Raw genomic sequence first — 23,362 nt, forward strand, 5'->3', positions numbered from 1 at the left:
GCTCAGCTCATCAGGCCCAGGGCCTGGGCCTTGGCCACAGCCTGGGTACGCCGCTCCACCCCCAGCTTGCTGTGAATCCGACGCCCGTGGGTCTTCACGGTATGCAGGGAAATGAACAGCTGCTCGGCGATCTGCTGATTCGAATAGCCCTGAGCGATCAGTTGCAGCACTTGCAGCTCCCGCAGGCTGAGCAGGTTTTCGCGGTTATCCACCGCTTCTGCCGCTGGCGACGCCTCTACCGGCTCGCCAGCCGCCAACCATTGCGGTTGCCGCAAGCGCAACTCATGCACGGCCTGGGGCAGGTTGCAGCGCAGCGCCAGCGCCTGCCCAGCGTGCAACGCCTGTTCTGCCAGCACCTGGCTGCCTTGCAGATAAGCCACCTCGGCCAGGGCCAGTTGCACCTCGACCTCCAGCCCCTGCATGCCGTGGCGCTGAGCCCGGGTGAGCAACCCCTGCAAGCTGGCGATCGGCGCCTGGGCCCGCCCCAGTTGCACTTCGGCCAGCACCAGCAGGTATTCGATGCCCGGGATCAGTTCCAGCGAGGCCGGTGGCGCCTGCAGCGCCTGGGGCCCGCGAAAGTGCCGGAGCAAACGGCTCAGGGCTTCATGGGCCAGTTCCGGGCGGCGCTGCTGCAACCAGAGCTGGCTGCTCACCTGCAACAGCACTCCCCGGTACACCGTTTCGGGAATCTGCCGCTGCTGCATCAGCCGTTCCGCATCCCGCAGGCGCACAAAGGCCTGGGCATAGTCGCCCTGGTTGGCCGCCAACTGGGCCTGGCCGAGAAAGCCATACAGGGCACGCTTGTCATGGCTCAGCAGGCAATCTTCAAGGCCGCTGCGAAAGTACTCGGCCGCTTGCTCTGCCTGCCCCTGGCGCAGCGCCAGGCGCCCCAGCCGCAAGGCGATGCGCCCCAGCAACGGGGTCGCCCGCAGTGCCTGCGCCGACAAGCGCCCGCCAACCTGCTCCAGCAGGCTCTGGGCTCGATGCGGCGCGCCCCGCTGCTCCAGCAACTGCGCATGGTCGAGCTCCAGCAGCCCTTCGAACAGCAACGCATCCTGGGCCCGGGCCAGGCACAGGGCCTCGCGATTGAGGGCCTGGGCCACGTCCAGCTCCGCGCACAGCAGCGCTTGCTGGGTCAGCCCTGACAGGCACAGCAGGCGCGTGGCACAGGCGCTGTCCGCCAGCTCGCCCAGGGCCTCGAGAAAATGTTGCCGCGCCTCCTCCATCCGCCCGCTCAGGTGCAGCAACCACCCCTGCTGCGCCTGCCAGCGGGCGAGCAACTGGCGCTGCTGCGCTGCCGAGGGTTGCGGCGCGAACCGGGCCATCTGCGCCATGCATTGCCCGGCCTGCTCGAAACGCCCGGCAAAGAGCATGGCCGCGGCCAGCAACCCCACCAGTTGCGGCGTCCCCCACAACAGCTCGCCGCCGTGCCGCTCATGCAATTGCAGCAACAGCAGTGCATTGTCCTGCTGGAACAGGAACTCGACACTGAAATGCTCCAGCAGGCTGACCGCAACTTCATACTCTTCAGCCCGCAGCGCCTGTTCAAAGGCCGACTGCCAATCCTCCTGGGCAATGAACCACTGGCAAGCGCGGCGATGCCAGGAGCGCCCGCAGGGCCAGGCTTCGTCACGCATCAGCCGCGCCAGCGGTGGAAACACCTGCAACCAATCGCCGCCGCCGTCCCAGGGTTCGATGAAGCAGGCCATGTCCTGCAAGGTCCGCAGGTACTGGGCGCCCTCGCCGGCGCCAAACAGGTGCTCGCACAGCTCGGGGTTGAAACGCGGCAGGTGCGCCAGCACTTGCCAGACTTCCGCCAGTTCCGCCGGCAACACGCTGAACAGCTCGTGCTCCAGGTACTCCAGCAAGGTATTGGGCCGCCCTGGCTTGCACGGCTGGGCCGCCAGTTCGCTGCCGTCGAGCAAGGCGATCCGCACCCCGGCGCACCAGCCGCCACTGCGTTGCAGGATGCGGTTGGCGGTCTGCGCGCACAACGGTTGCGGCAGGCGTTGCAACAGTTGCTCGATCTCACTCTGGCTGAATGCCAGGGCCGGGCCGTCCAGCTCGTAAAGCTGGTCGTCCAGCAGCAGCCGTGGCCAGTTGCACGAAGGCCGGCGGCGGCACCCCAGCCACCAGCTCAACTGCGGGTTGTCGATGCTCAGCAGGCGGTCCAGCAGCAGGTCCAGGTCCGCGGCCGCAACCCGGCAGTAATCGTCGACGAACACCCAGACGGGGGTCTCCAGGTGCGCCAGCTGTTCCAGCACCGAAGCTTCATCGTCGCGCTCCAGTTCCAGGGCCCGGGCCAGGATGCGGCACAGTGCCTGCGGCGCATGCCGCACGCCCGACAGCGGCAGCCAGGCAACCCGGCACGCTGCCGGCGCCTGCTGCAGGCACTCGGCAAGCAGCGCGCTCTTGCCGCTGCCGGCGGGCGCGCAGAGCAACTTGACCCGCGCGCCCGAGGCCAGCAACGGCAGGCTCAGACGGCTTCGGGAAAAATGATGGGAGGACAAGCGGGGCATGAACCCGGGACGCTCTGGACAACGAGTCATGGCGGTCATTGCAGCGTGCCTTTTTAGAGTTTTAGCCTGCGTGGCCCCACCCTAGCCCCGACCTCACAGGCAGTTGAAGAAGTATTCAGCAGGCTGATCGCCCCCCATAAAAAAAGCGACCCGCCAGTCGAAAAACTGTCAGCCCAGAGCAACCTGGTATTACCGCGAATGTGGCGAGGGAGCTTGCTCCCGTTCGGCTACGCAGTAGCCGTAAAGCCTGCCAACGCAGTCTTTGCGGTAAACCGCGCGCTGCTGATCCGAGGGCGGCTGCGCCACCCAGCGGGAGCAAGCTCCCTCGCCACAACCGGCGTCCCTAAAAAAGCCGCACGCCCTGCAAGGGCGTGCGGCATTGCCTCGGGTCCGCGAGGCACCTAGCGCACCCCGCCGGCACGCAGCGCGGCCGGGGTATAGTCGGCAGCCTTGGCCGCGAAGCCGAATTCCAGGCTGTGCTTCTCTTCGTTTTTCATGCCCAGTGCCAGGTAGCGACCGGCGTTCAGGTCATACAGGGCTTCCAGGGTATAGGCCGGAACCTGGTGATCGTAGTAGTACTGCGCATGGCCTTCGGCGACCCGCCACAGCTGGCCACGGCCGTCATAGTGGTCCACCAGCGCCACCTGCCAGCTGTCCTCGTCGATGTACATGTGCCGGGTGGCATAGATATGCCGCTGGTTCGGCTTGACCGTGCCCACCACTTCCCAGACCCGGTGCAGCTCGTAACGGGTCAGGTCCTGGTTGATATGCCCAGCCTTGACGATGTCGTCGTACTTGAGGCTCGGGGAGTCCAGCTTGTAGCTGTTGTAGGGGATGTACATCTCCTTCTTGCCCACCAGCTTCCAGTCGTAACGGTCGGGAGCGCCGGAGAACATGTCGAAGTTGTCCGAGGTGCGCATCCCATCGGAGGCGGTGCCCGGACCGTCGTAGGCGACTTGCGGGGCCCGGCGCACGCGTCGCTGGCCGGCGTTATAGATCCACGCCGAACGCGGTTCCTTGACCTGGTCCAAAGTCTCGTGGACCAGCAGCACGTTGCCCGCCAGCCGCGCCGGGGCGGTCACCGACTGCTTGAAGAAGTTCAGCACGTTGGCCGCTTTGGCCGGATCCAGATCGGGGATCATCGGCGGCGCCGCTATCTCCTCTTCGAAACGGATCGAGGTGTAGCTGCCGTTGGTCTGCGGGGTGACCTGAGTGATGATGCGTTTCTGGTTACCGCCGTGATAACGGGTCAGGTGGTTCCACAGCACCTCGATGCCGTTCTTCGGAATCGGGAAGGCGTAGTAACGGTTGCCGGTGAAGTTGGCCAGGCCGTTACCGTCGTTGGTGGTGGTCACGTTCAGCGCACTGCGCTTGGCCGACTCGTAGATCTCGGGCGGCAGGCCGACGCTGCGATGGGTCGGATAGACCGGGATCCGATAGCTGTCCGGGTAGCGCTTGAACATTGCTATCTGGCCGTCCGAAAGCTTGTCCTTGTATTTATCCAGCGTCGCCGCGGTGATGATGAACAGCGGCTTTTCATTGGCGAACGGGTCGGCGAGAAAGCCCTTGCTGTCCACCGCGCCGGCATTCTTTGGAATGCCGCCGGTCCAGGCCGGGATCGAGCCGCTGGCATTGCCGGCCTTTTCCGCCCCCAGGGGCGTCAGGCTGGTGCCCAGCTTGGCGGCTTCTTCCGGGCTTACCGCGGCCATCAGGTTGGCCGCCCACAGGCCCAGTGCCAGGGCGCTGCATTGCAGAATCATGTTGCGCATTCAAGTGCTCCTTCTTGTGCCGGTTCAGAAGTTCACGCCAAAGCTCAACGCGAGGAAATCCCGGTCGGTCAGGGTGTTGTAGCGCCCGCCAAAGAAGTCGGTGTAGCTGAGGCTGGCGGTGTAGGTGTTGCGGTAATCGGCATCGACCCCGACGCTCAGGGCCTTGGCGCCCTGGTTGAACAGGCCGTTGGGACCGTAGCCGTTGACGTCATGGGACCAGGACAGGTTGGGCTTGAAGTTGATGCCGGCGATCACGTTGCTGTAGTCGAGGATCGCCCGGGCCCGATAGCCCCAGGAGGTGGCGGTGACAAAACCGCCGGTATCGCCGCCATAACCGTACTGGCCATACACCGAGTCACGGCCGTAGCGCAGCTTGCTCTTGTCTTCCAGGCCGCCGACGTGGACGAGCGCTGCCTCGCCCACCAGGGTCAGGCGGTCGGCCCCCAGCACCTGATCGAAGAACTGGGTCATGGAACTCTGGATCTGGGTGATTTCCTTGCGCCGGTAGCCGGTGTTGTCGGCGCCCATGGCGGTCTTGATCGGCGAAGCCGCGCCCCCGGAAATAGGGTTGAGCAGGGCCAGGGTCAGGTCATTGGTGTTGACCTGCACCGGGGCGTTGGGGCGGTAGCTGATCTCGCCGGTCCAGGCGGTGCCGGTGGGCAGCGTGGTGGAGAAGCTGGCGCCATACAGGCGGATGTCTTCGGGGTATTCCAGGTAGTACTGGCCACGGCCGAGCATCACGCTTTGCACCAGGCTGGCCCCCGCGCCGGGAACCGTGGGTGCGGCCGCGGCTCCCGCGGCACCAATAGCCCCCAGGGTGGCCGGGCTGATGTTGGCCGTGGTGGTACTCACCACCGGGCTGCGCGCGTGGTAGTTCATGAAGTACAGGCCGTACTCGGTGTCGTCGCCGAGCCAGCGCAGGGCCGCGCCCCACTGCCCGGAGTCGCGGGCATCGCGGTCACCACCACGGGGCAGGATCACCCCCTCGCGGGTCACCTGAAAGCCCTGGCCGAAGGCCGCCGCCACCGGTTGCAACGGTGCGATGGCCGGACTGCCGACGGTGTAGCCGCTGGTGCAGCCATCGGCCACCACATCGTTGCCGAAGAAGGTGCCGCAGTTGTCCACCACGGTCTGGTCCCACTCCAGCTGATAGAAACCCTCGACGGTCAGCTGGTTGGTCAGGCCCTGGGAAGCAAACAGCATGTTCACCGGCACCAGGCCTTCCTTGATTTCGGCTCCCGGGCGGCGAAAGGCCGAGACATCCACCGGGTTGATGCTGTTGATGGAGTTGCCGATGAAGGTGCTCTCGCCCCAGCTGACCACCTGCTTGCCGGCGCGCACGGTGCCCGGCAGATCGGCGATGGAGTAGTTGTGGTAGACGAAGGCGTCGAGAATCTGCGCCCCCGAGGACTTGGCGCCTTCCTTGCGGTTGTGGTCGCTGATGGGCTTGAACTCGCGGTCCTCGTCCTTGAGCTCGAAGTCGTACCAGTACTTGCCCCGCACGAAGACGCCGGTGTCGCCGTACTTGAGCTCCAGGTCATGCAGGCCCTTGAAGATCTTCGAGAAGGTCTCGCCCTTCTTGAAGTTCAGGCGGCCATCGTCGCCGGTGGAAGACTGCGCGGTACCGCCGTTGATCGTACCGACGAACGCCCGGTCGGCATCGCGCATGCCCCAGCTGGCACCAACCGATAACGACGAGTCGAACTGCCCTTCGATTTCTCCGATGTTGAACGAGACCGCTTGAGCCTGGGTACTGCAGCCCAGCGCCACCGCGACGGCCAGCGCCTGCGGTTTGAAGATGGCGCGCATTGTTATTCTTGTCATGCGTCTTCCCCGGTGAGTGACAGGAGGCCTCACCCTACTGCCGGGGTAGCACGCTCGATAAGCGCACCAAGGAGGTATTCGAGTTGTCGCTCGAAAGGATTAGTGCCCTTGCCATGGCGGCCGTTCAGGGCGCTATCCAGCGGCTGGATACAGGTTCATCAGGGGCATCGATGCACGCTGCAGGGCGCTGGCGGATAGCGCCAGGCACTGTTGCTCAAGCTGTAACAGTCCTTGTCCTGAATCGCTATTTTTCCGGACCCGGCCAAGGCTTATTCTTCACTCGCAGTCACGGCAGACCACAGGTCGCCACTGCTGCCGAACGTGCCGGGCACGAGGGTTTCCCGGAAAGGTTTTCCAGCCGTTTGAAGTGGTGCAATTCAAGCGGCGATCCCAGGTTCACCGACGTTGATTTTGTAGCTCCTTGATCTAACGTCTTACTTTGGCCGCTGCTTTTGCAGCGGCCTTTTTTATGCCTGGAATACAAGAGGAAAGTTCCAGTTACGCGGCGTCGTCTTCACTCTCGTCGTAATGGAACTTGTGCAACAGGCGGTGCGCAACCGGTGACAGGATCAGGCCCAGGGTCGCGGCGAACACCAGGTTGGTATAAAGCCCGTACGTGGCAAAAAACAGTTTGCCGCCAGGGGTTTGCGGCATGTTGATGGGGCCGATGCCCCCCAGGATCATCGCTGCGTCATACAGCGCATCGTGAAAGGAAATGTCCTGTTCGAAGTACAGCAGGCCGCTGATACCGAACAGTACCGAAAACAGGATCAGCGCCAGAACTACCAGCCCATGCACACATAAACGACGGATAAACAACAACCGCGACAATACCGGTTGGTCCTTTGACTCGTACATGCAGAGCACTCCCTGTTGGTTCGCGGACCGTCGAGCATAGTGACGAACGCTACAGGAGTAAAACCGCCGGGACCAAAGGCCTGGCGCAGTATCGAGGCACGCGCTGCGACCTCCCCTGGAGGCCGCCCGGAATCAGCCAGGTACCGGCTCACGTTGCCGGAATCAAAGACGGCTCAGAGCGCGTACTTTTGCAGATTCTGCATCATCTCCTTCAGCGCCTCGATATTGTCCTTGGGGTGCGCCGCCCCCTCGAAATCGCAAATCTGCTGCCAGTGCGCCGCCACGTCTTCCGGGGAAAAGCCCTGGCGCGGGTCGAAACCGGCGCCCAGGCTGCGCTCCCAGCGCACCTTGCCGATCCAGCCGCCGCCGACCTCGAACAGCCCGGAGGTTTCCTGGCATTGCTCGCTGCCCAGGTACACCACCAGCGGGCTCACCAGTTCGGGTTTCAACTGCTCGAACACCTGGGGCGGAATCAGGCCCTCGGTCATCCGCGTACCACCGGTAGGCGCGATGGCGTTGACCAGGATGTTGTTCTTGCGCCCTTCGATGGCCAGGGTCCGGGTCAGGCCGTACAGGCCCAGCTTGGCCATGCCGTAGTTGGACTGGCCGAAGTTGCCATAGATGCCCGAAGTGGAAGCGGTGAAGATCACCCGGCCATAGCCCTGTTCACGCAGGTGAGGCCAGGCGGCGCGAGTGACCTTGTAGGCCCCCTCGACGTGCACCCGGTACACCAGGTCCCAATCGGCGTCCTCCATCTTGTGGAAGGTCTTGTCCCGCAGGATCCCGGCGTTGTTGACCACGACATCGACCCGGCCAAACACATCCAGGGCGTTCTGCACGATCTTTTCGCCATCGGTGACCGAGTCATGGTTGGCCTCGGCGATACCGCCGGCCTCGCGGATCTGCGCCACCACGCGGTCGGCTGCCGAAGCACTGGCGCCTTCACCCTGGGCCGAACCTCCGAGGTCGTTGACCAGCACCTTGGCGCCGTGCCTGGCGAACAGCAGTGCGTGGGCCCGGCCCAGGCCACCACCGGCTCCGGTGACGATCACGACTTTATCTTCCAAGCGCACAGACTCACTCATACCGAACTCCAGCAGGGCCAATGGACAATGCGTGGAGTGTCAGGCAGCCGGCCTGCGGTCACAATAAAAACGTCCAAGCCTGAATAGTGCGCGATAAGGCAGCGGGATAGTCACTTGCCCGCTCAAGACCGCGGCCCGGCCGCGGCTTTCAGGAACACGCCAGCCGCGGCGATGGCGACAATAGATTGTCGCGAAACTCCAGGTAATGCTGGAGCACCGCCTGGGGCGCCTCGATCTGCGGGTAATGCCCGATGGCCGGCAGCAGCACGGTGTCGGCCTGGACAATCAGCTGCCGGTACCGCTCCACCATGTGCGCGCCGGAAATCGGGTCCTGGGCACCATCGATTACCCGCAGCGGCACCTCGCCACGCTGCATGGCTGCGACCCAGCGTTCGCGCTGGACCCGGCGCTCAGGGATGTAGCCGATCAGCTTGTGCAGGATGCGCGGCCCGTTGTTGCTCTCCACCAGGCTCCAGAAATCATCCAGCACCGATTCGCTGGGGCTGCTCTGCGGGCCGAATATCTGCCGGAAGCTCCTGGCCAGGCCCTGGCGGCTGAACGTGCGCCCGAGCATCCAGCCCAGGGGGCTGAGCAGCAGTTTCTGGGTCAGCACCGGGCGATGGGTTTCCGGAAATAGGCCACCGTTGAGGAACACGCAACTGGCCAGATCGATCCGTTCCTCGTAATGCCGGGCGAGCAGTTCCTGGGCGACGCTGTCACCGTAGTCGTGGGCCAGCAGATGCACAGGTTCTTCGATCCCCAGGTGGGCCAACAGCGCCTGCTGCAGGTCCGCCTGTTGCAGCAGGCTGTAGTCATGTTCCAGGGGCTTGGCCGAATCGCCGAAACCGAGCATGTCGCACGCGATCACCTGATACCGCCGGGCCAGGGGTTGCCACAGGTAATGCCAATCCCAGCTGGCCGTGGGAAAGCCATGGATCAGCAGCAGTGGCTCGCCCTGCCCCGCCACCCAGTAACGAATGCGCTGGCCACGGAAGACCAGGTCATGTCCGCGTTTACGCCATACGCAAAGGGGAATCTCGGCAATAGGCATCAGAGTGTATAACCCGGGTCGAGTTGATCGAGCTTGCGCAGCAGCGCCGGCCAGGCCAGGGCGCCGCCCATGCCTTGAGTGCTGCGGGTGACCCCGGCGATCATCGCCTTGGCCCCGGCCAGGATCGGCGCAGGGATGGCGATCAGTTCGGCGCCACCATTTTGCGCCAGCACCTGGATTTCGCAGGCGCGCTGGAAGGTGAACATCATCAGAAAGGTATCGGCGATGGTCGCGCCGCACGTCAGCAAGCCGTGGTTGTGCAGCATCAGGAAGCTGTTGTCCCCCAGGTCGGCCTGCAGCCGGACTTTCTCCTCGGGGTTGAGCGCCACGCCTTCATAGGGGTGATAACCCAGGCTCGACAACACGAACAGCGACTGCTGGCTGATGGGCAATACGCCTTGTTTCTGCGCCGCGACCGCAACCCCGGCCGCCGTGTGGGTATGCAGCACACAGGCCACATCGTGGCGCACCGCATGCACCGCGCTGTGAATGGTGTAGCCCGCCGGGTTGATCTCGTAGGGGCTGTCCATCAGCTTATTGCCGGCCTGGTCGACCTTCACCAGGCTGGACGCGGTGATTTCGTGGAACATCAGGCCGAACGGGTTGATCAGGAAATCTTCGGTGCCCGGCACCTTGGCGGAAATGTGCGTGAAGATCAGGTCGTCCCAGCCATGCATCGCCACCAGGCGATAGCAGGCGGCGAGGTCTACACGGGTTTGCCACTCGATGGCGCTGACCTGATTTTTTACACTCGGTGTCGATTGAACAGGGGCTAGGCTCACGGCAAGGACCTCGGTGATGGTTCTTATTGGTTGAGAGGACCTCCAGAGTCTAGTCAGCTCACGCCAGCGGCGGAGTTGCATTAGCAGCCAGCTTGATGGCCGAGCGGGTCAGCCGGGAATCAGGCTCTGGCCCGCGGGTTGCGCGTCAAAGCAGCGACGCCAGCAACGGCGCGGCGAACAGGTTCAGCAGCCCGGTCAGGACCATCACCAGGCCCGCCACCGAACCTTCCTCACCGCCCACTTCATGGGCCCGGCTGACCCCGGCGCCATGGGCCCCGACGCCAAACAGCGCACCGCGAGCCAGGGCGCTGCGCAGCGGCAGCCAGCGCAGCAACACGCCGCCGAGCATGGCGCCAAACACCCCGGTGAACATCACGAAGACCGCGGTCAGTTCGGGGACGCCGCCCAGGTCATGGGCCAGCGGCATGGCGAACGGCGTAGTGATCGAGCGCGGCACCAGCGACAGGGTCACCGAGCTGTCCAGGGCCAGGGCCTTGGCCAGGCCGAACGAACTGCCAATCGACGCCGCGCTGCCTGCCAGCATGCCCAGGAGCAAGGCCGACCAGTGGCGCATCAGCAGCTGCCGCTGCTGCCAGATCGGAATCGCGAAGGCCACGGTCACCGGCCCCAGCACCAGCATCAGCCAATGGGTGTTGGCGGCGTATTCGGCATAGGCGGTGTGCAGCGGCACCGCGATCGCCAGCAGCAAGGCCGGCACCAGAATCAGTGGCGACAACAGGTAGCGCCCGGTGCGCCGGTAGATCCAGCGGCTGAACAGGTAGGCGCCCAGGGTCAGGGCCAGCCAGAACAGCGGCATTGCTTCAAGCTTCATGGCGCATCCTCCAGCGGCAGACCAGCTCCACGGTCAATGCGGTCACCAGCATCACCAGCAGCGTGCTGACGCCGATCACCAGCAGGATCCGCCAGCCGTCCTGGCGCAACAGGCCGCCGTAGTCCAGCAGGCTCATCAGCGCCGGAATGAAGAACAGCAGCATCTCGGCCATCAACAACCCCGCCCCCAGTTGCAACGCTGCCGGTTTGACCCAGCCCAGGGCGAAGGCCAGCAGCAACAGCGCCAGGCCAATGACCCCGCCGGGAATCGGCCAGGGCAGCCAGGTGGCCACTTGGCAACCGAGAAAATAGATGGCCAGCAGCACCGCCAGTTCAAGAATCAGGCGGCCCAGGCGTTTGCAGGTGGAAATGTTCATGGTGGTTCGGTCCTCTCAGGGGCTCATTTTATGAAAAGGCCCTGCATTACCGAAGCGAATTGTTAGACTGGAAGCCATTCCAAACTGGAATCATGACCATGGATTTCAAACAACTGCGCAGCTTTGTCGAGGTGATCCGCCAGGGCGGCTTCACCCAGGCGGCAAAGACCCTGCACATCAGCCAGTCGGCGGTCAGCAAACAGATTGCCCAGCTGGAACAGAGCCTGGGCACGCCGTTGCTGGAGCGCCAGGGTTCGCACATTCATCTCACCGCGGCCGGCAATGTGGTGCTGCAACGGGCCGAAGGCATGCTGCGCCTGCGCCACGAACTGCTCAGCGAGCTGGACGACCTGAGCCAGCTGGCCCGCGGCGAACTGCGCCTGGGCCTGCCATTACTGGGCAGCGACGCGCTGTTCGCCAGCCGCTTTGCCGAATACCGGCGGCGCTATCCGAATATCCAGGTGCAGTTGCTCGAAGGCGGCAGCCTGAATGTCGAGCAGGCGGTACGCAACGGCGAACTGGAACTGGGCGGCAGCCTGACCCCCAAGGACCCGGCGTTCGCCTATCAGCCCTTTTGCGATGAACCGCTGGATGCCTTGCTGCCCGCCGACCACCCCCTGGCGATGAACGCCCAGGTGCGCCTGGAAGAACTGGCGGATACGCCATTCCTCTTGTATCAGCGCAGTTTCGTGCTCAACGACCGGCTGCTGCAGGCCTGCCAGCAGGTAGGCTTCACGCCCAGGGAAGGCGGACGCAGCGGCCAGGCGGACTTTCTTGCCGCGTTGGTGGCCGCCGGCCAGGGCGTGGTGCTGCTGCCCAGTGTGGTGGCCCGAGGCCTGGTACGGCCTGGGGTGGTGCGCCTGACGCTGAAGGCGCCGGACTACCTGCGTTGGGATATCGCCTTCATCTGGCGCCAGGGCGCTTATCTGTCCAAGGCCGCGCAAGCCTGGCTGGCGCTGCTAAGGGAACAGCCGGTCAGCCCCGCAGGGCGCTGATCAGCTCGGCCAGCCAGGGTTCGGCGTCGGTTTCCGGGGTCACGCTCTCGCTGGCGTCCAGGCGCAGCATCGGCAGCACTTCGCGCACACCCAGTTCGGCGAACAACTCGCGCATCTGCTCACCGCCACCGCAAAAGGTATCGCCATAGCTGGAGTCGCCGAGGCCGATCACCGCCCCGGGCAGCCCGCGCCAGGCGGCCGGCAACTGATCGCGGATGCTCGAATACAGCGGCAGCAGGTTATCCGGCAGCTCACCCATGCCGGTGGTCGAAGTCACCGCCAGAAACGCCTGCGGGGCGAAGGCCTGGACCTCGGCCAAGGTCGCGCGCGGGTTGTGCCAGGCCTCGAAACCTGCGGCGTTGAGGAGTTTGGCGGCGTGCCGGGCGACTTCTTCAGCCGTGCCGTAGACCGAGCCGGAAAGGATGGCGACTTTCATCAATCTGTTCCTGAAGCTGACTAAAAGGCTGGGATATTACCAGCTACGGAGTAAAATCCCCCTCTTGGCGCGCCACACCCCTGGGTAGCCCCGGTGGACAGGGTGCCAGCATGTCTTAGAATCCAGCACTTGCTGATTGATAGCGGAACTTCGGGATGATCAACGCGCATCTGTTGCAACGGATGATCGACGCCTCCAACGACGGAATTGTGGTCGCGGAACAGGAAGGCGAAGACAACATCGTGATTTACGTGAACCCGGCTTTCGAGCGGCTGACCGGCTACAGCGCCGACGAAGTGCTGTACCAGGACTGCCGCTTCCTGCAATCCGGGGACCGTGACCAACCGGGGCTGGAACGGATTCGCCAGGCACTGGGCAAGGGCCAGCCGTGCCGCGAGGTGCTGCGCAACTACCGCAAGGACGGCAGCCACTTCTGGAACGAGCTGTCGATCACCCCGGTGTTCAACGACAACGATCAACTGACCTATTTCATCGGTGTGCAGAAAGACGTCAGCGTCCAGGTCAAGGCCCAGCAGCGCCTGCTCCAGCTGGAGCAGCAACTGGCCGAAGTGCAAGCTGAACTGGCCGCCCTCAAGGCGACCAACGGCCACTAATAAATCACCGAATGCGTGGTCTGTAGGGATACTCCCCGCCGATTTGTCCTCCACCCTCCGAGCAACATCATGCAGCGTGACGCCCTCCTCACTCAGGATGAACTGGACTTCATCCGGACCATGCAGCACAACCCGCAACTCAATGTGCGCGATGCCACATCGAGCCTGATGGTCAATGGCGGCTCGCAGATCCGTGATCTGCTGACGCGCCTGGCGGCCAATGAGAAGGTCACCATCCAGGCCTGCTTCGACAATCAGCAGATGACCTTCCCGCTGCACCTGGTGGAAGACGAGTTCCATGCCTTGCACCTGCGTCTTGGCGTGCCGAGCATTTTCGAGGACGGACCGATGATCCGTCCCTGGCGCCTGGCCCTGGAAGAACCGGTGGCCCTGGAGAATGCCAAGGGCCAGCCTGGCCGTCTGTGGGTCAGGGAAATATCGTTCAAAGGGCTGTTAGTGGAGATCCGCAACGCTACCCGGCCACCCAAGCAGTTCGCCCAGTGGTTCAGCCCCTCGGGCTACGAACGGATTGCCCTGCACGGGCGCTTCGAGCGCCAGACTGAAGCCGGCTTCTACGCCTATCGCCTGGATCAGAGTGACCAGGAAGAAACCGAGCGCCTGCGCCAGTTCATCCTCCAGCAGCACCGCCACAGCCACCCGGCACTGCACGCCTGAAAGCAGGCCGCGGTCAGCGCGTCAAAGCAGCCCGCGCAGGCGCTGCTGCATCAGGCGCCCCTCGCTACCCAGGCAGGCCACCGGCGAGCCGGCAAGGCTGTCCTGGGCCAGGTCCGCAGCGTCGCCGGCCAACAGCAACGGACAATCCAGGGTCAGCGCCAGGCGCTTGAGGCGCTTGGGCAACTCCGCCGTTGGCGCATGATTGGAAAACACCACCAGGGCCACCGGCGCGAGCTTTTCACAAACCAGGGTCAGCTCATCCAGCGGTACACCCGGGCCAAGCACGCGCACGCCGATCGGGTCCTGTCCGAGCATCAGCGCCGCCACCAACAGCTCCAGTTCGCGGCATTGCTGGTTAAGCGCGGTCAGCAGCAGGTAACGGCTCTGGGTGGCGCGCTGCAAGAGCAGGCGCTGGGTGATCCGCGCGCGCAGGAACCCGTCCAGGAACAACCATTCGCTGGTCTGGCCAAAGGCCTCGCGAGCCTGCAGCAGGTGCTTCCAGAACGGCAGGAAGATGTCCTGGAACACCACTGGCAGGGCATAGCTGGCGAATATCTGCCCGTAGAGACGCTCCAGTTGCACCTCGTCGAAGGCGCTGACCGCCAGCTTCAACTGTTCGCGCCACTGGCCGTACTCGCCCTGCAGGCCATCTTCCACCGGGGCCTTGAGCTGAACCTGGGCAGCCCGGTTCTTGGCCATGATCTTGCCGACCTTGCTCACCGCCACGCCGCGTTCGATCCAACCGAGGATCTCGCGCACCGCCTCAACATCGTGCATGGAATACAGGCGATGCCCACTTTCGGTGCGCGTCGGCTGAATCAGACCGTAGCGCCGTTCCCAGGCCCGCAGGGTCACCGGGTTGATCCCGGTCAGGCGTGCCACTTCACGGATCGGAAACAGCTCGTCCTGACGGACGGCGTCAGGAGTGTGAGGGGCAGGGGCAAGTTCAGTCGTGGCGGGCATCTGGGGAGAAAACACCGATAAACAAAGTGGCGGTCATTCTACTCCCCCCGGGCGCAAATGCTTCAAGCACGAGAAAAACCGACCGGCGCCGTTGGTCCAGCCGAGCCAATCAGGAATAATCCTTGCTTGTTTCAGGCGCGGCCCACTACCCCGGTGCCGCGTCCGGCGACTGCCTTACCCAGGCAGCGCATTGGTTTTACGGAGATACATAATGTCTACCCCACCCGTCACCCTGATGGTTGCCCGGCGCGTTGCCGACGGCCGTTACCAGGACCTGATCGCCTGGCTGCGCGAAGGCGAGCAACTGGCCACCGACTTTCCCGGCTACCTGGGTTCCGGCGTTCTCGCACCGCCCCCCGAGGATGATGAGTTCCAGATCATCTTCCGCTTCGCCGACGAACACACCCTGCACACCTGGGAACACTCGGCCTCGCGTACTGCCTGGCTGGCCCGGGGCAGTGACCTGTTCGCCCACCCTTCGGAACACCGGGTCAGCGGCATCGACGGCTGGTTCGGCGGCGCAGGCCAGCGGCCGCCACGCTGGAAGCAGGCCGTGGCCATCTGGCTGGCGTTCTTCCCGGTGTCGCTGCTGTTCAACTTCGTCCTCGGCCCGCTGCTCAGCGACCTGAGCCTGCTGCCCCGGGTGTTCGTCAGCACCCTGGCGCTGACGCCATTGATGGTCTATTTCTTCATTCCGCTGTCCACCCGCCTGCTGGCCAACTGGCTCAACAGCACACCGGCGCGCGTATTGCCGAGCGCGCCCTCGACGCAGCATCCGTGACTCGCCGGCAAGCCGGCTCCTAGCGCACCTCGCGCGACACTCGCGCCGACCGCAGGAGCTGGCTTGCCAGCGAAGAGGCCCGCAAGGTCACTTTCGCCGGCAAGCCCGTTGCCTGCCGGCACAGGCCCTCCCCTCACTGGTATAGTTTTCCCACTACCCGCGACGCGAGCCCTCCATGAACACCTCCCCCGCCCCGATCCTGATCACTGGCGCCAGCCAGCGTGTCGGCCTGCATTGCGCCCTGCGCTTGCTCGAAGACGGACAGCCGGTGATCGTCACTTACCGCAGCCTGCGCCCGGGCCTTGAAACCCTGCGCGAAAAAGGCGCGGTGCTGCTGTTCGCCGACCTGTCCAGCGAAGCCGGCATACTGGCCTTGATCAGCGAGCTGAAAACCCAAACCGACCGCCTGCGGGCCATTGTCCACAACGCCTCGGAATGGCTGGAGGAAAGCCCCGGCGAGGAAAGCGCCGCCTTTGCCCGGATGTTCAGCGTGCACATGCTCGCGCCCTACCTGATCAACCTGCACTGCGCAGCGTTGCTGCGGCGCTCGAACCCGGCGGACATCATCCACATCAGCGACGACGTGACCCGCAAAGGCAGCAGCAAGCACATTGCCTATTGCGCCAGCAAGGCCGGCCTGGACAGCCTGACCCTGTCCTTTGCGGCGAAATACGCACCGACAATCAAGGTCAACGGCATTGCCCCGGCCCTGCTATTGTTCAATCCCGACGACGACGCGGCGTACCGCACCAAGGCCCTGGCCAAATCCGCACTGGGCATCGAACCCGGCAGCGAAGTGATCTACCAGAGCCTGCGCTATCTGCTGGACAACCCCTATGTCACCGGCACCACCCTGACCGTTAACGGCGGGCGGCACCTCAAGTAAGCCGGCCCCCGTGAGGACCTTGCATGACTCTTTCCCTGCCCCAGCACTACCGCGAAATCCTCAAGGACCTGGGCGAAGACCCCGAGCGCGAAGGCCTGCTCGACACCCCCAAGCGCGCGGCCAAGGCCATGCAGTACCTGTGTCACGGCTACAGCCAGTCGCTGGAGGACATCGTCAATGGCGCACTGTTTGCCTCCGAAAGCGATGAAATGGTCATCGTCGCCGACATCGAGCTGTATTCCCTGTGCGAACATCACCTGCTGCCCTTCATCGGCAAGGCCCATGTGGCTTATATTCCTACCGGCAAGGTGCTGGGGCTGTCGAAGATCGCCCGCATCGTCGATATGTTCGCCAGGCGCCTGCAGATCCAGGAAAATCTCACTCGGGAAATCGCCGACGCGGTACAGAGCGTGACTCAGGCCGCCGGCGTCGCGGTGGTGATCGAAGCCAAGCACATGTGCATGATGATGCGCGGCATCGAGAAACAGAATTCCACCATGCACACCTCAGTGATGCTCGGCGCCTTCCGCGATTCGAGCACCACGCGCCAGGAATTCCTGCAATTGATTGGACGGAGCAAGTAGCAATGCCACAACTTCAGCCAGGAATGGCTCGTATCCGAGTCAAGGACCTGCTCCTGCGGACCTACATCGGAATCAACGAGGAAGAAATCCTCAACAAGCAGGATGTGCTGATCAACCTGACCATCCTCTACGCCGCTCAGGAGGCGGTGCGTGACAACGATATCGACCACGCGTTGAACTACCGCACCATCACCAAGGCGATCATTGCCCACGTCGAAGGCAACCGCTTCGCCCTGCTGGAGCGCCTGACCCAGGAGCTGCTGGACCTGGTGATGAGCAACGGCTCGGTGCAATACGCCGAGGTCGAAGTCGACAAGCCCCACGCCCTGCGCTTCGCCGAGTCGGTATCGATCACGTTAGCGGCAAGTCGCTAGCGCCAAGCGGCCAGTCAAGGCGATTCGGCTTTTACTGGCCGCTGGCAGCTTGTAGCTTGCCGCTGTTCCCATCCTTCTATGTGCAGTGAGTCTTATGTCCCCTCAACAACGCCTGGAACTGGAAGCCGCGGCCTTTCGCCGCCTGGTGGCCCACCTGGACAGCCGCAAGGATGTACAGAACATCGACCTGATGAACCTCGCCGGGTTCTGCCGCAACTGCCTGTCCAAGTGGTACAAGGCCGAGGCCGATGAACGCCAGATCGAAGTCAGCCTCGATGAGGCCCGTGAAGTGGTGTACGGCATGCCCTACGCCGAATGGAAAAATCTCTACCAGAAAGAAGCCAGCGCCGAGCAACAAGCGGCGTTCGCCAAAGGAAAACCCCATGACTGACCTGAACACCCTGCGCGCCAGCCTGAACAGCGGTGAACACGCCTTTGCCGATACCCTGGCCTTTGTTGCCGCCAGCTACCACTACCAGCCCCAGGCGTTCAACAACGGTGGCGTGGAGAACGCCGCCGGGCAGAACGAAGGTTCGTGCAAGACCCTGGGCCTGGCCCTGCTGGAAGGCCTGAGCGACAAAGAGGCCCTGCTGGCCTTTGGCGAACACTACCGCTCGGTACTGGCCACCCCTGAAGGCAGTGATCACGGCAATATCCGCGCCCTGATCGCCCACGGCCTGGCCGGGGTGAAGTTCGCCGCCCAGCCGCTGACCCGCCGCTGATCCGGATCCGGCAGTGCAACACCCATAAAAAAACCGGCTTGCGCCGGTTTTTTTATGCTCGCAGCATCACGCGTTCTGCAGACCGTCCAGGTAACGCTCGGTGTCCAGTGCCGCCATGCAGCCAGCGCCGGCCGAGGTGATGGCCTGACGGTACACGTGGTCAGCCACGTCACCGGCGGCAAAGATGCCTTCGACGCTGGTAGCGGTAGCGTTGCCATCACGGCCGCCCTGCACCACCAGGTAACCGTCCTTGAGGGTCAGTTGGCCTTCGAACAGCGAAGTGTTCGGGGTGTGGCCGATGGCGATGAACACGCCGTCGACTTTCAGTTCGTCGAAGCTGCCGTCGTTGTTTTTCAGACGAGCACCGGTCACGCCCATGTTGTCGCCCAGGACTTCGTCCAGGTTGGCATTGAGCTTGAGGATGATCTTGCCTTCAGCCACACGAGCGTTGAGCTTGTCGATCAGGATCTTCTCGGCGCGGAAGGTTTCGCGACGGTGGATCAGGGTCACGGTGCTGGCGATGTTGGCCAGGTACAGGGCTTCTTCCACGGCAGTGTTGCCGCCGCCAACCACGGCCACCGGCTTGTTGCGATAGAAGAAACCGTCACAGGTGGCGCAAGCGGAAACACCCTTGCCCATGAACGCTTCTTCCGAAGGCAGGCCCAGGTAACGGGCGCTGGCGCCGGTGGCGATGATCAGGGCGTCGCAGGTGTAGGTCGCGCTGTCGCCGGTCAGGGTGTAAGGCTTGGCAGCAAAGTCCACGGCATTGATGTGGTCGAAAACGATCTCGGTTTCGAAACGCTCGGCGTGCTCGCGCATCCGCTCCATCAGCGCCGGGCCGGTCAGGCCGTGCACGTCGCCAGGCCAGTTGTCGACTTCAGTGGTGGTGGTCAGCTGGCCGCCGGCCTGCATGCCGGTGATCAGCAGCGGCTTCAGGTTGGCCCGAGCGGCATAGACGGCGGCGCTGTAACCGGCAGGGCCGGAACCGAGAATAATCACACGCGAATGACGTACTTCAGACATGACTCACTCCTATCGACCGGGCCGGGTAACCTGGCACGGAACGCCGGATTGCCGGCTGGAATAAAAAAGGACGGCGATACCTTGGGGAAGGCTTGAACTCGTCCGTCCAAAAAATAATGGGTGAAGCGTATAGAGGGGGCGAAGATTAAGGAAATACGGTTTAACAATCCAGCTCATAGGCGGTCTCTATCCTCGGAAGGCCTATTTGAAAGGGTCTTTGTTACCGTTGATGTCGACCGCTTCGCCGCTCTTTCGCCCCCTGGGCAAAGCCGGTAAGGTCGGCGCGTTTTCATTCTGCTCGGAGCGCTCTATGCCCGCCCCCGTACTGTCCGGCCCACAATACTTGCGTGAAGGCCTGAAGCTGGTCCTCAGCCCGGGCCTGCGCCTGTTCGTGCTGCTGCCCCTGGTGATCAACCTGGTGCTGTTCGTCGGATTGATCTATTTCGCCGGCCACCAGTTCAGCCTGTGGATCGACAGCCTGATGCCGACCCTGCCCGACTGGCTGAGCTTTCTCAGCTACATCCTCTGGCCACTGTTCATGGTGCTGGTGGCGTTGATGGTGTTTTTCACCTTCACCATGCTGGCCAACATCATCGCCGCGCCCTTCAACGGTTTTCTATCGGAAAAAGTCGAAACCGTGGTGCGGGGCACCGATGATTTCCCGGCCTTCAGCTGGGGCGAACTGATCGCCATGATCCCCCGCACCCTGTCCCGGGAAATGCGCAAGCTCGGCTACTTCCTGCCCCGGGCCATCGGCCTGTTCATCCTCTCGCTGATTCCGGTGGTCAACCTGGTGGCCGCGCCGCTGTGGCTGCTGTTCGGCATCTGGATGATGGCCATCCAGTACATCGACTACCCGGCGGACAACCACAAGATGAGCTGGCAGGACATGCTCGCCTGGCTGCGGCAGAAGCGCTGGCAGAGCCTGGGCTTTGGCGGCATCGTCTACCTGGCGCTGATGATCCCCTTCGTCAACATCCTGATGATGCCCGCCGCCGTGGCCGGGGCCACGCTGTTCTGGGTGCGCGAGCGCGGGGTGGAGAACCTGCCGGCCAAGTAAGGCCGGAGCGTCATAAATCCATCATCCGCACGTCACAATGGCGACATGGCCCCAGCCGACACTGAGGCCATGACGACCGCTCTGCATATCACCCTCATCACTGAAACCTTCCCACCGGAAATCAATGGCGTGGCCAATACCCTTGGCCGCCTGTGCGATGGCCTGCGTGCCCGTGGCCATCAGGTGGAGCTGGTGCGCCCGCGCCAGGGCTGCGATCAGAGCCGGCCCAGCGACGACGCGCTGCTGCTGTGCCGCGGCTGGCCACTGCCGGGATACCCGGGGCTGCAATGGGGCCAGTCGTCGATGCACAAACTGCTGCGACGCTGGAAACGCCAGCGCCCGGACGTTCTCTACATTGCCACTGAAGGACCGTTGGGACTGTCTGCTCTGCGGGCTGCCAAGCGCCTGGGGATCTCGGTGGTCAGCGGCTTTCACACCAACTTCCAGCAGTATTCCAGCCAATACGGCATGGGGTTGCTGACCCGCCTGCTGACCCACTACCTGCGTTGGTTTCACAACCGCTCGCAGCTGACCCTGGTGCCCAGCATCAGCCAGCACCTGGAGCTGGAGCGCCGGCACTTCGAGCGCCTGGCCCTGCTGTCCCGCGGCGTCGACAGCCAGCTGTTCCACCCGGCCAAGCGGGTCGATGCAGTGCGTGCCGCCTGGGGCCTGGGCAACGACGACCTGGCGGTGATCCATGTCGGACGCCTGGCGCAGGAAAAGAACCTCGGCCTGCTCAAGCGCTGCTTCGAACGCCTGCAGGCGACTTATCCACAGCGCAAGATGAAGTTGATCGTGGTGGGTGATGGTCCGCAGCGAGCAGCCCTGGAAAAAAGCCTGCCCGAGGCACTGTTCTGCGGCAGCCAACGGGGCGAGGCACTGGCCACCCATTACGCCTGCGGGGATCTGTTCCTGTTTCCCAGCCTCACCGAAACCTTCGGCAACGTCGTGCTCGAAGCCCTGGCCTCGGGGCTGGCGGTGGTGGCCTATGACCAGGCAGCGGCGGCCCAGCATATCCGTCATGGCTACAACGGCGTGCTGGCCATGCCTGGCGATGAGGGTGCCTTTGGCGACGCCGCCAGCTGGCTGCTGGAAGAACCGGAAACCTTGCGCCGGGTGCGCCTCAATGCCCGCCAGCACGCCAGTCGCCAAGGCTGGGCGGCGGTTATCGAGCAGTTTGAAGAGCGCTTGCGCAGTGCCTGTGCGCACGCGCCAACAGAGGGGTACGCGGGGCTTATCGAAGCCGCCGTCAAGCCACACGGCGCCGTGGAGACGCTCGGCACGGCAAGGGGGCTGCCCCCCTCACCGCCCGGAGCCGGGAGTTAAACCAGGGTCATCAGCGCTTCACGGCTGAACGGCAGAATGTCCTGCTCACGGCCTTCACGGACTTTCTGCGCCCAATCCGGATCCACCAGCAGTGCACGGCCCACGGCCACCAGATCGAACTCGTCGTTGTTCAGCCGCTGCAGCAAGTTTTCCAGGCTGGCCGGTTGCGCCACCTTGTCGGTGTTGACCATGAACTGCAGGAACTCGCCATCCAGGCCAACGCTGCCCACGGTGATCGTCGGCTTGCCGGTAAGCTGGCGGGTCCAGCCGGCCAGGTTCAGCTCCGAACCTTCGAACTCCGGTTCCCAGAAGCGGCGGGTCGAGCAGTGGAAGATATCCACACCGGCATCGGCCAGCGGCTTGAGGAACGCGCCCAGGGCCTCTGGGGTCTGTACCAGGCGAGCGCTGTAGTCCTGCTGCTTCCACTGGGAAAACCGCAGGATGATCGGGAAGTCCGGGCCAACGGCCGCGCGTACGGCCTGGATCAGCTCGATGGCAAAACGCGAGCGCTGGGCCAGATCGCCGCCATATTCATCGGTGCGCTGGTTGCTGCCCTCCCAGAAGAACTGATCCACCAAGTAGCCGTGGGCACCATGGATTTCCACGCCGTCCATGCCGATGCTCTGGGCATCCTTGGCGGCCTGGGCGAAGGCGGCGATCACCTCCCGGATGTCCTCGTGGGTCATGCCATGCACCACCACCTTGCCGTCCATGAGCTTTTCGGTCGGGCCATAGCCCGGCACGCTGGCATCCGGCTCGGTGCCCAGGCGCCGCACATTGCCCACATGCCACAGCTGCGGGACGATCTTGCCGCCCTCGGCATGAACCGCATCCACCACCTTCTTCCAGCCGGCCAGGGCCGCCTCACCATAAAACTGCGGCACGTTGGGATAACCGTTGGCGGCCTTGTGTCCGACCGTGGTGCCTTCGGTGATGATCAGGCCGACGCCGGCAGCGGCGCGGCGACGGTAGTACTCGATGACCTTGGAGTTGGGCACGCCGCCCGGGGAAAACGAGCGGGTCATGGGCGCCATCACCACGCGGGTCGGCAGCTCCAGCGCGCCGAGTTGAAAAGGTTTGAACAAGGCTTGAACAGGCATGCGGCACTCCGACAAAAGGCTTGAGTCGATATTCGACACACAAGACTGCGCCGGGTACCGGCCCCGGCGCACTTATGATGAGGATAATATTCATCACCCGAAGCGCTGCACAGCATTATTGATTTGAGTGATTTAGATGCAAAAACGCCGCATTACAGCGGCGTAGAACAGGTGCCTGGCGGTGATCAGCTCAGGGCCTTTTCGATGGCCTGGACCACGGTCGGATCATCCGGCGCGGTACGCGGCGAAAAGCGCGCCAGTACCCGACCGTCCTTGCCCAGCAGGAATTTCTCGAAATTCCAGGTGATGTCCCCGGGAAACTCGGCGCCCTCGCCCGCCAGCAAGCGGTACAGCTGATGGCGTTCAGGACCGTTCACCTCAAGCTTGCTGCTCAAGGGAAAGGTCACCCCGTAGTTGAGACTGCAGAATTCCTGAATTTCCTGTTCGGTACCCGGTTCCTGCCCGGCGAACTGGTTGCAGGGCAGCCCCAGTACGCTGAATCCCTGGCCCTTGTATTGCTGATAGAGATTTTCCAACGCCGCATATTGTGGTGTCAGACCACATTTGGAGGCGACGTTGACCACCAGCACGACGTGCCCCTTGAAGGGCGCGAGCGGCAGCTCCTGACCATCCAGGGCTTTCAATTTAAGGTCGTGAAAAGCACTCATGACGAACTCCAAATTCCTGTGTTCTTACAGAAAACAGCCTCTCGACAGTACAGCCAAAA

25 protein-coding genes are annotated in these 23,362 nt (G+C 63.6%); 11 read left to right on the forward strand and 14 right to left on the reverse strand.

What is annotated here, in order from left to right:
* Positions 1–2 precede the first annotated feature (2 nt).
* From LXM55_RS07575 to LXM55_RS07615, 9 genes are all read right to left on the reverse strand, one after another.
* A complete protein-coding gene (locus tag LXM55_RS07575) occupies positions 3–2,558 on the reverse strand; it encodes a LuxR C-terminal-related transcriptional regulator (RefSeq protein ID WP_233319817.1) in 2,556 nt (851 codons plus the stop codon).
* A 362-nt stretch (positions 2,559–2,920) separates the two neighbouring features.
* Positions 2,921–4,288 carry a DUF1329 domain-containing protein gene (locus LXM55_RS07580; RefSeq protein ID WP_233319818.1) on the reverse strand — a complete coding sequence of 456 codons (1,368 nt, stop codon included), beginning with the start codon at positions 4,286–4,288 and terminating at the stop codon, positions 2,921–2,923.
* A gap of 24 nt (positions 4,289–4,312) precedes the next feature.
* The gene (locus LXM55_RS07585) at positions 4,313–6,112 is read right to left on the reverse strand and encodes a DUF1302 domain-containing protein (protein WP_233319819.1); all 1,800 of its coding nucleotides are present in this window, start codon (positions 6,110–6,112) and stop codon (positions 4,313–4,315) included.
* A 498-nt stretch (positions 6,113–6,610) separates the two neighbouring features.
* Positions 6,611–6,970 carry a hypothetical protein gene (locus LXM55_RS07590; protein WP_233319820.1) on the reverse strand — a complete coding sequence of 120 codons (360 nt, stop codon included), beginning with the start codon at positions 6,968–6,970 and terminating at the stop codon, positions 6,611–6,613.
* 173 nt (positions 6,971–7,143) lie between these two features.
* Positions 7,144–8,055 (reverse strand): SDR family oxidoreductase, encoded by a 912-nt coding sequence (locus tag LXM55_RS07595; protein WP_233319821.1) that lies wholly within the window; start codon positions 8,053–8,055, stop codon positions 7,144–7,146.
* A 148-nt stretch (positions 8,056–8,203) separates the two neighbouring features.
* The gene (locus LXM55_RS07600) at positions 8,204–9,106 is read right to left on the reverse strand and encodes an alpha/beta fold hydrolase (RefSeq protein WP_233319822.1); all 903 of its coding nucleotides are present in this window, start codon (positions 9,104–9,106) and stop codon (positions 8,204–8,206) included.
* Positions 9,106–9,888, reverse strand: a complete 783-nt coding sequence (locus tag LXM55_RS07605; RefSeq protein ID WP_233319823.1) for a class II aldolase/adducin family protein — start codon at positions 9,886–9,888, stop codon at positions 9,106–9,108. The genes LXM55_RS07600 and LXM55_RS07605 overlap by 1 nt, the downstream gene beginning before the upstream one ends.
* 145 nt (positions 9,889–10,033) lie before the next feature.
* A complete protein-coding gene (locus LXM55_RS07610; protein ID WP_233319824.1) occupies positions 10,034–10,720 on the reverse strand; it encodes an LrgB family protein in 687 nt (228 codons plus the stop codon).
* On the reverse strand, positions 10,710–11,096 hold the full coding sequence (locus LXM55_RS07615) for a CidA/LrgA family protein (RefSeq protein WP_233319825.1): 387 nt from the start codon (positions 11,094–11,096) through the stop codon (positions 10,710–10,712). The genes LXM55_RS07610 and LXM55_RS07615 overlap by 11 nt, the downstream gene beginning before the upstream one ends.
* A gap of 98 nt (positions 11,097–11,194) precedes the next feature.
* Here LXM55_RS07615 and LXM55_RS07620 point away from each other — a divergent pair, with 98 nt between their 5' ends.
* Entirely contained in the window at positions 11,195–12,091 is an 897-nt protein-coding gene (locus LXM55_RS07620) for a LysR family transcriptional regulator (RefSeq protein WP_072451261.1), read from the forward strand.
* Here the strand turns inward: LXM55_RS07620 and LXM55_RS07625 are convergent.
* Positions 12,072–12,527, reverse strand: coding sequence for a flavodoxin (locus LXM55_RS07625; RefSeq protein ID WP_233319826.1), 456 nt, complete (start codon positions 12,525–12,527; stop codon positions 12,072–12,074). The genes LXM55_RS07620 and LXM55_RS07625 overlap by 20 nt on opposite strands.
* 155 nt (positions 12,528–12,682) lie before the next feature.
* On the opposite strand from LXM55_RS07625, the gene LXM55_RS07630 reads away from it, so the two are divergent.
* Both LXM55_RS07630 and LXM55_RS07635 read left to right on the forward strand, forming a co-directional pair.
* Positions 12,683–13,141 carry a PAS domain-containing protein gene (locus LXM55_RS07630; RefSeq protein ID WP_233319827.1) on the forward strand — a complete coding sequence of 153 codons (459 nt, stop codon included), beginning with the start codon at positions 12,683–12,685 and terminating at the stop codon, positions 13,139–13,141.
* Positions 13,142–13,210: 69 nt separating this feature from the next.
* Entirely contained in the window at positions 13,211–13,816 is a 606-nt protein-coding gene (locus LXM55_RS07635; protein WP_233319828.1) for a hypothetical protein, read from the forward strand.
* Positions 13,817–13,837: 21 nt separating this feature from the next.
* Here LXM55_RS07635 and LXM55_RS07640 read toward each other — a convergent pair whose 3' ends face one another.
* The gene (locus LXM55_RS07640) at positions 13,838–14,779 is read right to left on the reverse strand and encodes a MerR family transcriptional regulator (protein ID WP_233319829.1); all 942 of its coding nucleotides are present in this window, start codon (positions 14,777–14,779) and stop codon (positions 13,838–13,840) included.
* Positions 14,780–14,990: 211 nt separating this feature from the next.
* On the opposite strand from LXM55_RS07640, the gene LXM55_RS07645 reads away from it, so the two are divergent.
* The 6 genes from LXM55_RS07645 to LXM55_RS07670 all read left to right on the forward strand — a co-directional run bounded on the left by LXM55_RS07645 (position 14,991) and on the right by LXM55_RS07670 (position 18,126).
* A complete protein-coding gene (locus tag LXM55_RS07645) occupies positions 14,991–15,560 on the forward strand; it encodes an antibiotic biosynthesis monooxygenase (RefSeq protein ID WP_233319830.1) in 570 nt (189 codons plus the stop codon).
* Between the two features lie 175 nt (positions 15,561–15,735).
* On the forward strand, positions 15,736–16,446 hold the full coding sequence (gene folM / locus LXM55_RS07650) for a dihydromonapterin reductase (protein WP_233319831.1): 711 nt from the start codon (positions 15,736–15,738) through the stop codon (positions 16,444–16,446).
* 23 nt (positions 16,447–16,469) lie between these two features.
* A complete protein-coding gene (gene folE / locus LXM55_RS07655) occupies positions 16,470–17,030 on the forward strand; it encodes a GTP cyclohydrolase I FolE (protein ID WP_233319832.1) in 561 nt (186 codons plus the stop codon).
* 2 nt (positions 17,031–17,032) lie between these two features.
* A complete protein-coding gene (folX, locus tag LXM55_RS07660) occupies positions 17,033–17,404 on the forward strand; it encodes a dihydroneopterin triphosphate 2'-epimerase (protein WP_233319833.1) in 372 nt (123 codons plus the stop codon).
* 94 nt (positions 17,405–17,498) lie between these two features.
* Positions 17,499–17,795 (forward strand): DUF1244 domain-containing protein, encoded by a 297-nt coding sequence (locus tag LXM55_RS07665; protein WP_016964750.1) that lies wholly within the window; start codon positions 17,499–17,501, stop codon positions 17,793–17,795.
* A complete protein-coding gene (locus LXM55_RS07670) occupies positions 17,788–18,126 on the forward strand; it encodes a HopJ type III effector protein (protein WP_233319834.1) in 339 nt (112 codons plus the stop codon). The genes LXM55_RS07665 and LXM55_RS07670 overlap by 8 nt, the downstream gene beginning before the upstream one ends.
* 66 nt (positions 18,127–18,192) lie before the next feature.
* On the opposite strand, the gene trxB is transcribed toward LXM55_RS07670, so the two are convergent.
* Positions 18,193–19,149 carry a thioredoxin-disulfide reductase gene (gene trxB / locus LXM55_RS07675; protein ID WP_233319835.1) on the reverse strand — a complete coding sequence of 319 codons (957 nt, stop codon included), beginning with the start codon at positions 19,147–19,149 and terminating at the stop codon, positions 18,193–18,195.
* A gap of 310 nt (positions 19,150–19,459) precedes the next feature.
* Here trxB and cysZ point away from each other — a divergent pair, with 310 nt between their 5' ends.
* The gene (gene cysZ / locus LXM55_RS07680; RefSeq protein WP_233319836.1) at positions 19,460–20,209 is read left to right on the forward strand and encodes a sulfate transporter CysZ; all 750 of its coding nucleotides are present in this window, start codon (positions 19,460–19,462) and stop codon (positions 20,207–20,209) included.
* 45 nt (positions 20,210–20,254) lie between these two features.
* Positions 20,255–21,535, forward strand: coding sequence for a glycosyltransferase family 4 protein (locus LXM55_RS07685; protein WP_233319837.1), 1,281 nt, complete (start codon positions 20,255–20,257; stop codon positions 21,533–21,535).
* Here the strand turns inward: LXM55_RS07685 and LXM55_RS07690 are convergent.
* Positions 21,532–22,635, reverse strand: coding sequence for an NADH:flavin oxidoreductase (locus LXM55_RS07690; protein WP_233319838.1), 1,104 nt, complete (start codon positions 22,633–22,635; stop codon positions 21,532–21,534). The genes LXM55_RS07685 and LXM55_RS07690 overlap by 4 nt on opposite strands.
* 185 nt (positions 22,636–22,820) lie before the next feature.
* Entirely contained in the window at positions 22,821–23,303 is a 483-nt protein-coding gene (locus LXM55_RS07695; RefSeq protein WP_233319839.1) for a glutathione peroxidase, read from the reverse strand.
* Positions 23,304–23,362: the final 59 nt, after the last annotated feature.

The organism is Pseudomonas sp. Au-Pse12, assembly GCF_021341665.1.
In the GTDB taxonomy this organism is placed as follows: domain Bacteria; phylum Pseudomonadota; class Gammaproteobacteria; order Pseudomonadales; family Pseudomonadaceae; genus Aquipseudomonas.

Bases quoted from the DNA above. Each gene is read 5' to 3' on its own strand.
- LXM55_RS07575 (WP_233319817.1), bottom strand. From the start codon at position 2,558: ATGACCGCCATGACTCGTTGTCCAGAGCGTCCCGGGTTCATGCCCCGC.
- LXM55_RS07580 (WP_233319818.1), bottom strand. From the start codon at position 4,288: ATGCGCAACATGATTCTGCAATGCAGCGCCCTGGCACTGGGCCTGTGG.
- LXM55_RS07585 (WP_233319819.1), bottom strand. From the start codon at position 6,112: ATGACAAGAATAACAATGCGCGCCATCTTCAAACCGCAGGCGCTGGCC.
- LXM55_RS07590 (WP_233319820.1), bottom strand. From the start codon at position 6,970: ATGTACGAGTCAAAGGACCAACCGGTATTGTCGCGGTTGTTGTTTATC.
- LXM55_RS07595 (WP_233319821.1), bottom strand. From the start codon at position 8,055: ATGAGTGAGTCTGTGCGCTTGGAAGATAAAGTCGTGATCGTCACCGGA.
- LXM55_RS07600 (WP_233319822.1), bottom strand. From the start codon at position 9,106: ATGCCTATTGCCGAGATTCCCCTTTGCGTATGGCGTAAACGCGGACAT.
- LXM55_RS07610 (WP_233319824.1), bottom strand. From the start codon at position 10,720: ATGAAGCTTGAAGCAATGCCGCTGTTCTGGCTGGCCCTGACCCTGGGC.
- LXM55_RS07615 (WP_233319825.1), bottom strand. From the start codon at position 11,096: ATGAACATTTCCACCTGCAAACGCCTGGGCCGCCTGATTCTTGAACTG.
- LXM55_RS07620 (WP_072451261.1), top strand. From the start codon at position 11,195: ATGGATTTCAAACAACTGCGCAGCTTTGTCGAGGTGATCCGCCAGGGC.
- LXM55_RS07625 (WP_233319826.1), bottom strand. From the start codon at position 12,527: ATGAAAGTCGCCATCCTTTCCGGCTCGGTCTACGGCACGGCTGAAGAA.
- LXM55_RS07630 (WP_233319827.1), top strand. From the start codon at position 12,683: ATGATCAACGCGCATCTGTTGCAACGGATGATCGACGCCTCCAACGAC.
- LXM55_RS07635 (WP_233319828.1), top strand. From the start codon at position 13,211: ATGCAGCGTGACGCCCTCCTCACTCAGGATGAACTGGACTTCATCCGG.
- LXM55_RS07640 (WP_233319829.1), bottom strand. From the start codon at position 14,779: ATGCCCGCCACGACTGAACTTGCCCCTGCCCCTCACACTCCTGACGCC.
- LXM55_RS07645 (WP_233319830.1), top strand. From the start codon at position 14,991: ATGTCTACCCCACCCGTCACCCTGATGGTTGCCCGGCGCGTTGCCGAC.
- folM (WP_233319831.1), top strand. From the start codon at position 15,736: ATGAACACCTCCCCCGCCCCGATCCTGATCACTGGCGCCAGCCAGCGT.
- folE (WP_233319832.1), top strand. From the start codon at position 16,470: ATGACTCTTTCCCTGCCCCAGCACTACCGCGAAATCCTCAAGGACCTG.
- folX (WP_233319833.1), top strand. From the start codon at position 17,033: ATGCCACAACTTCAGCCAGGAATGGCTCGTATCCGAGTCAAGGACCTG.
- LXM55_RS07665 (WP_016964750.1), top strand. From the start codon at position 17,499: ATGTCCCCTCAACAACGCCTGGAACTGGAAGCCGCGGCCTTTCGCCGC.
- LXM55_RS07670 (WP_233319834.1), top strand. From the start codon at position 17,788: ATGACTGACCTGAACACCCTGCGCGCCAGCCTGAACAGCGGTGAACAC.
- trxB (WP_233319835.1), bottom strand. From the start codon at position 19,149: ATGTCTGAAGTACGTCATTCGCGTGTGATTATTCTCGGTTCCGGCCCT.
- cysZ (WP_233319836.1), top strand. From the start codon at position 19,460: ATGCCCGCCCCCGTACTGTCCGGCCCACAATACTTGCGTGAAGGCCTG.
- LXM55_RS07685 (WP_233319837.1), top strand. From the start codon at position 20,255: ATGGCCCCAGCCGACACTGAGGCCATGACGACCGCTCTGCATATCACC.
- LXM55_RS07690 (WP_233319838.1), bottom strand. From the start codon at position 22,635: ATGCCTGTTCAAGCCTTGTTCAAACCTTTTCAACTCGGCGCGCTGGAG.
- LXM55_RS07695 (WP_233319839.1), bottom strand. From the start codon at position 23,303: ATGAGTGCTTTTCACGACCTTAAATTGAAAGCCCTGGATGGTCAGGAG.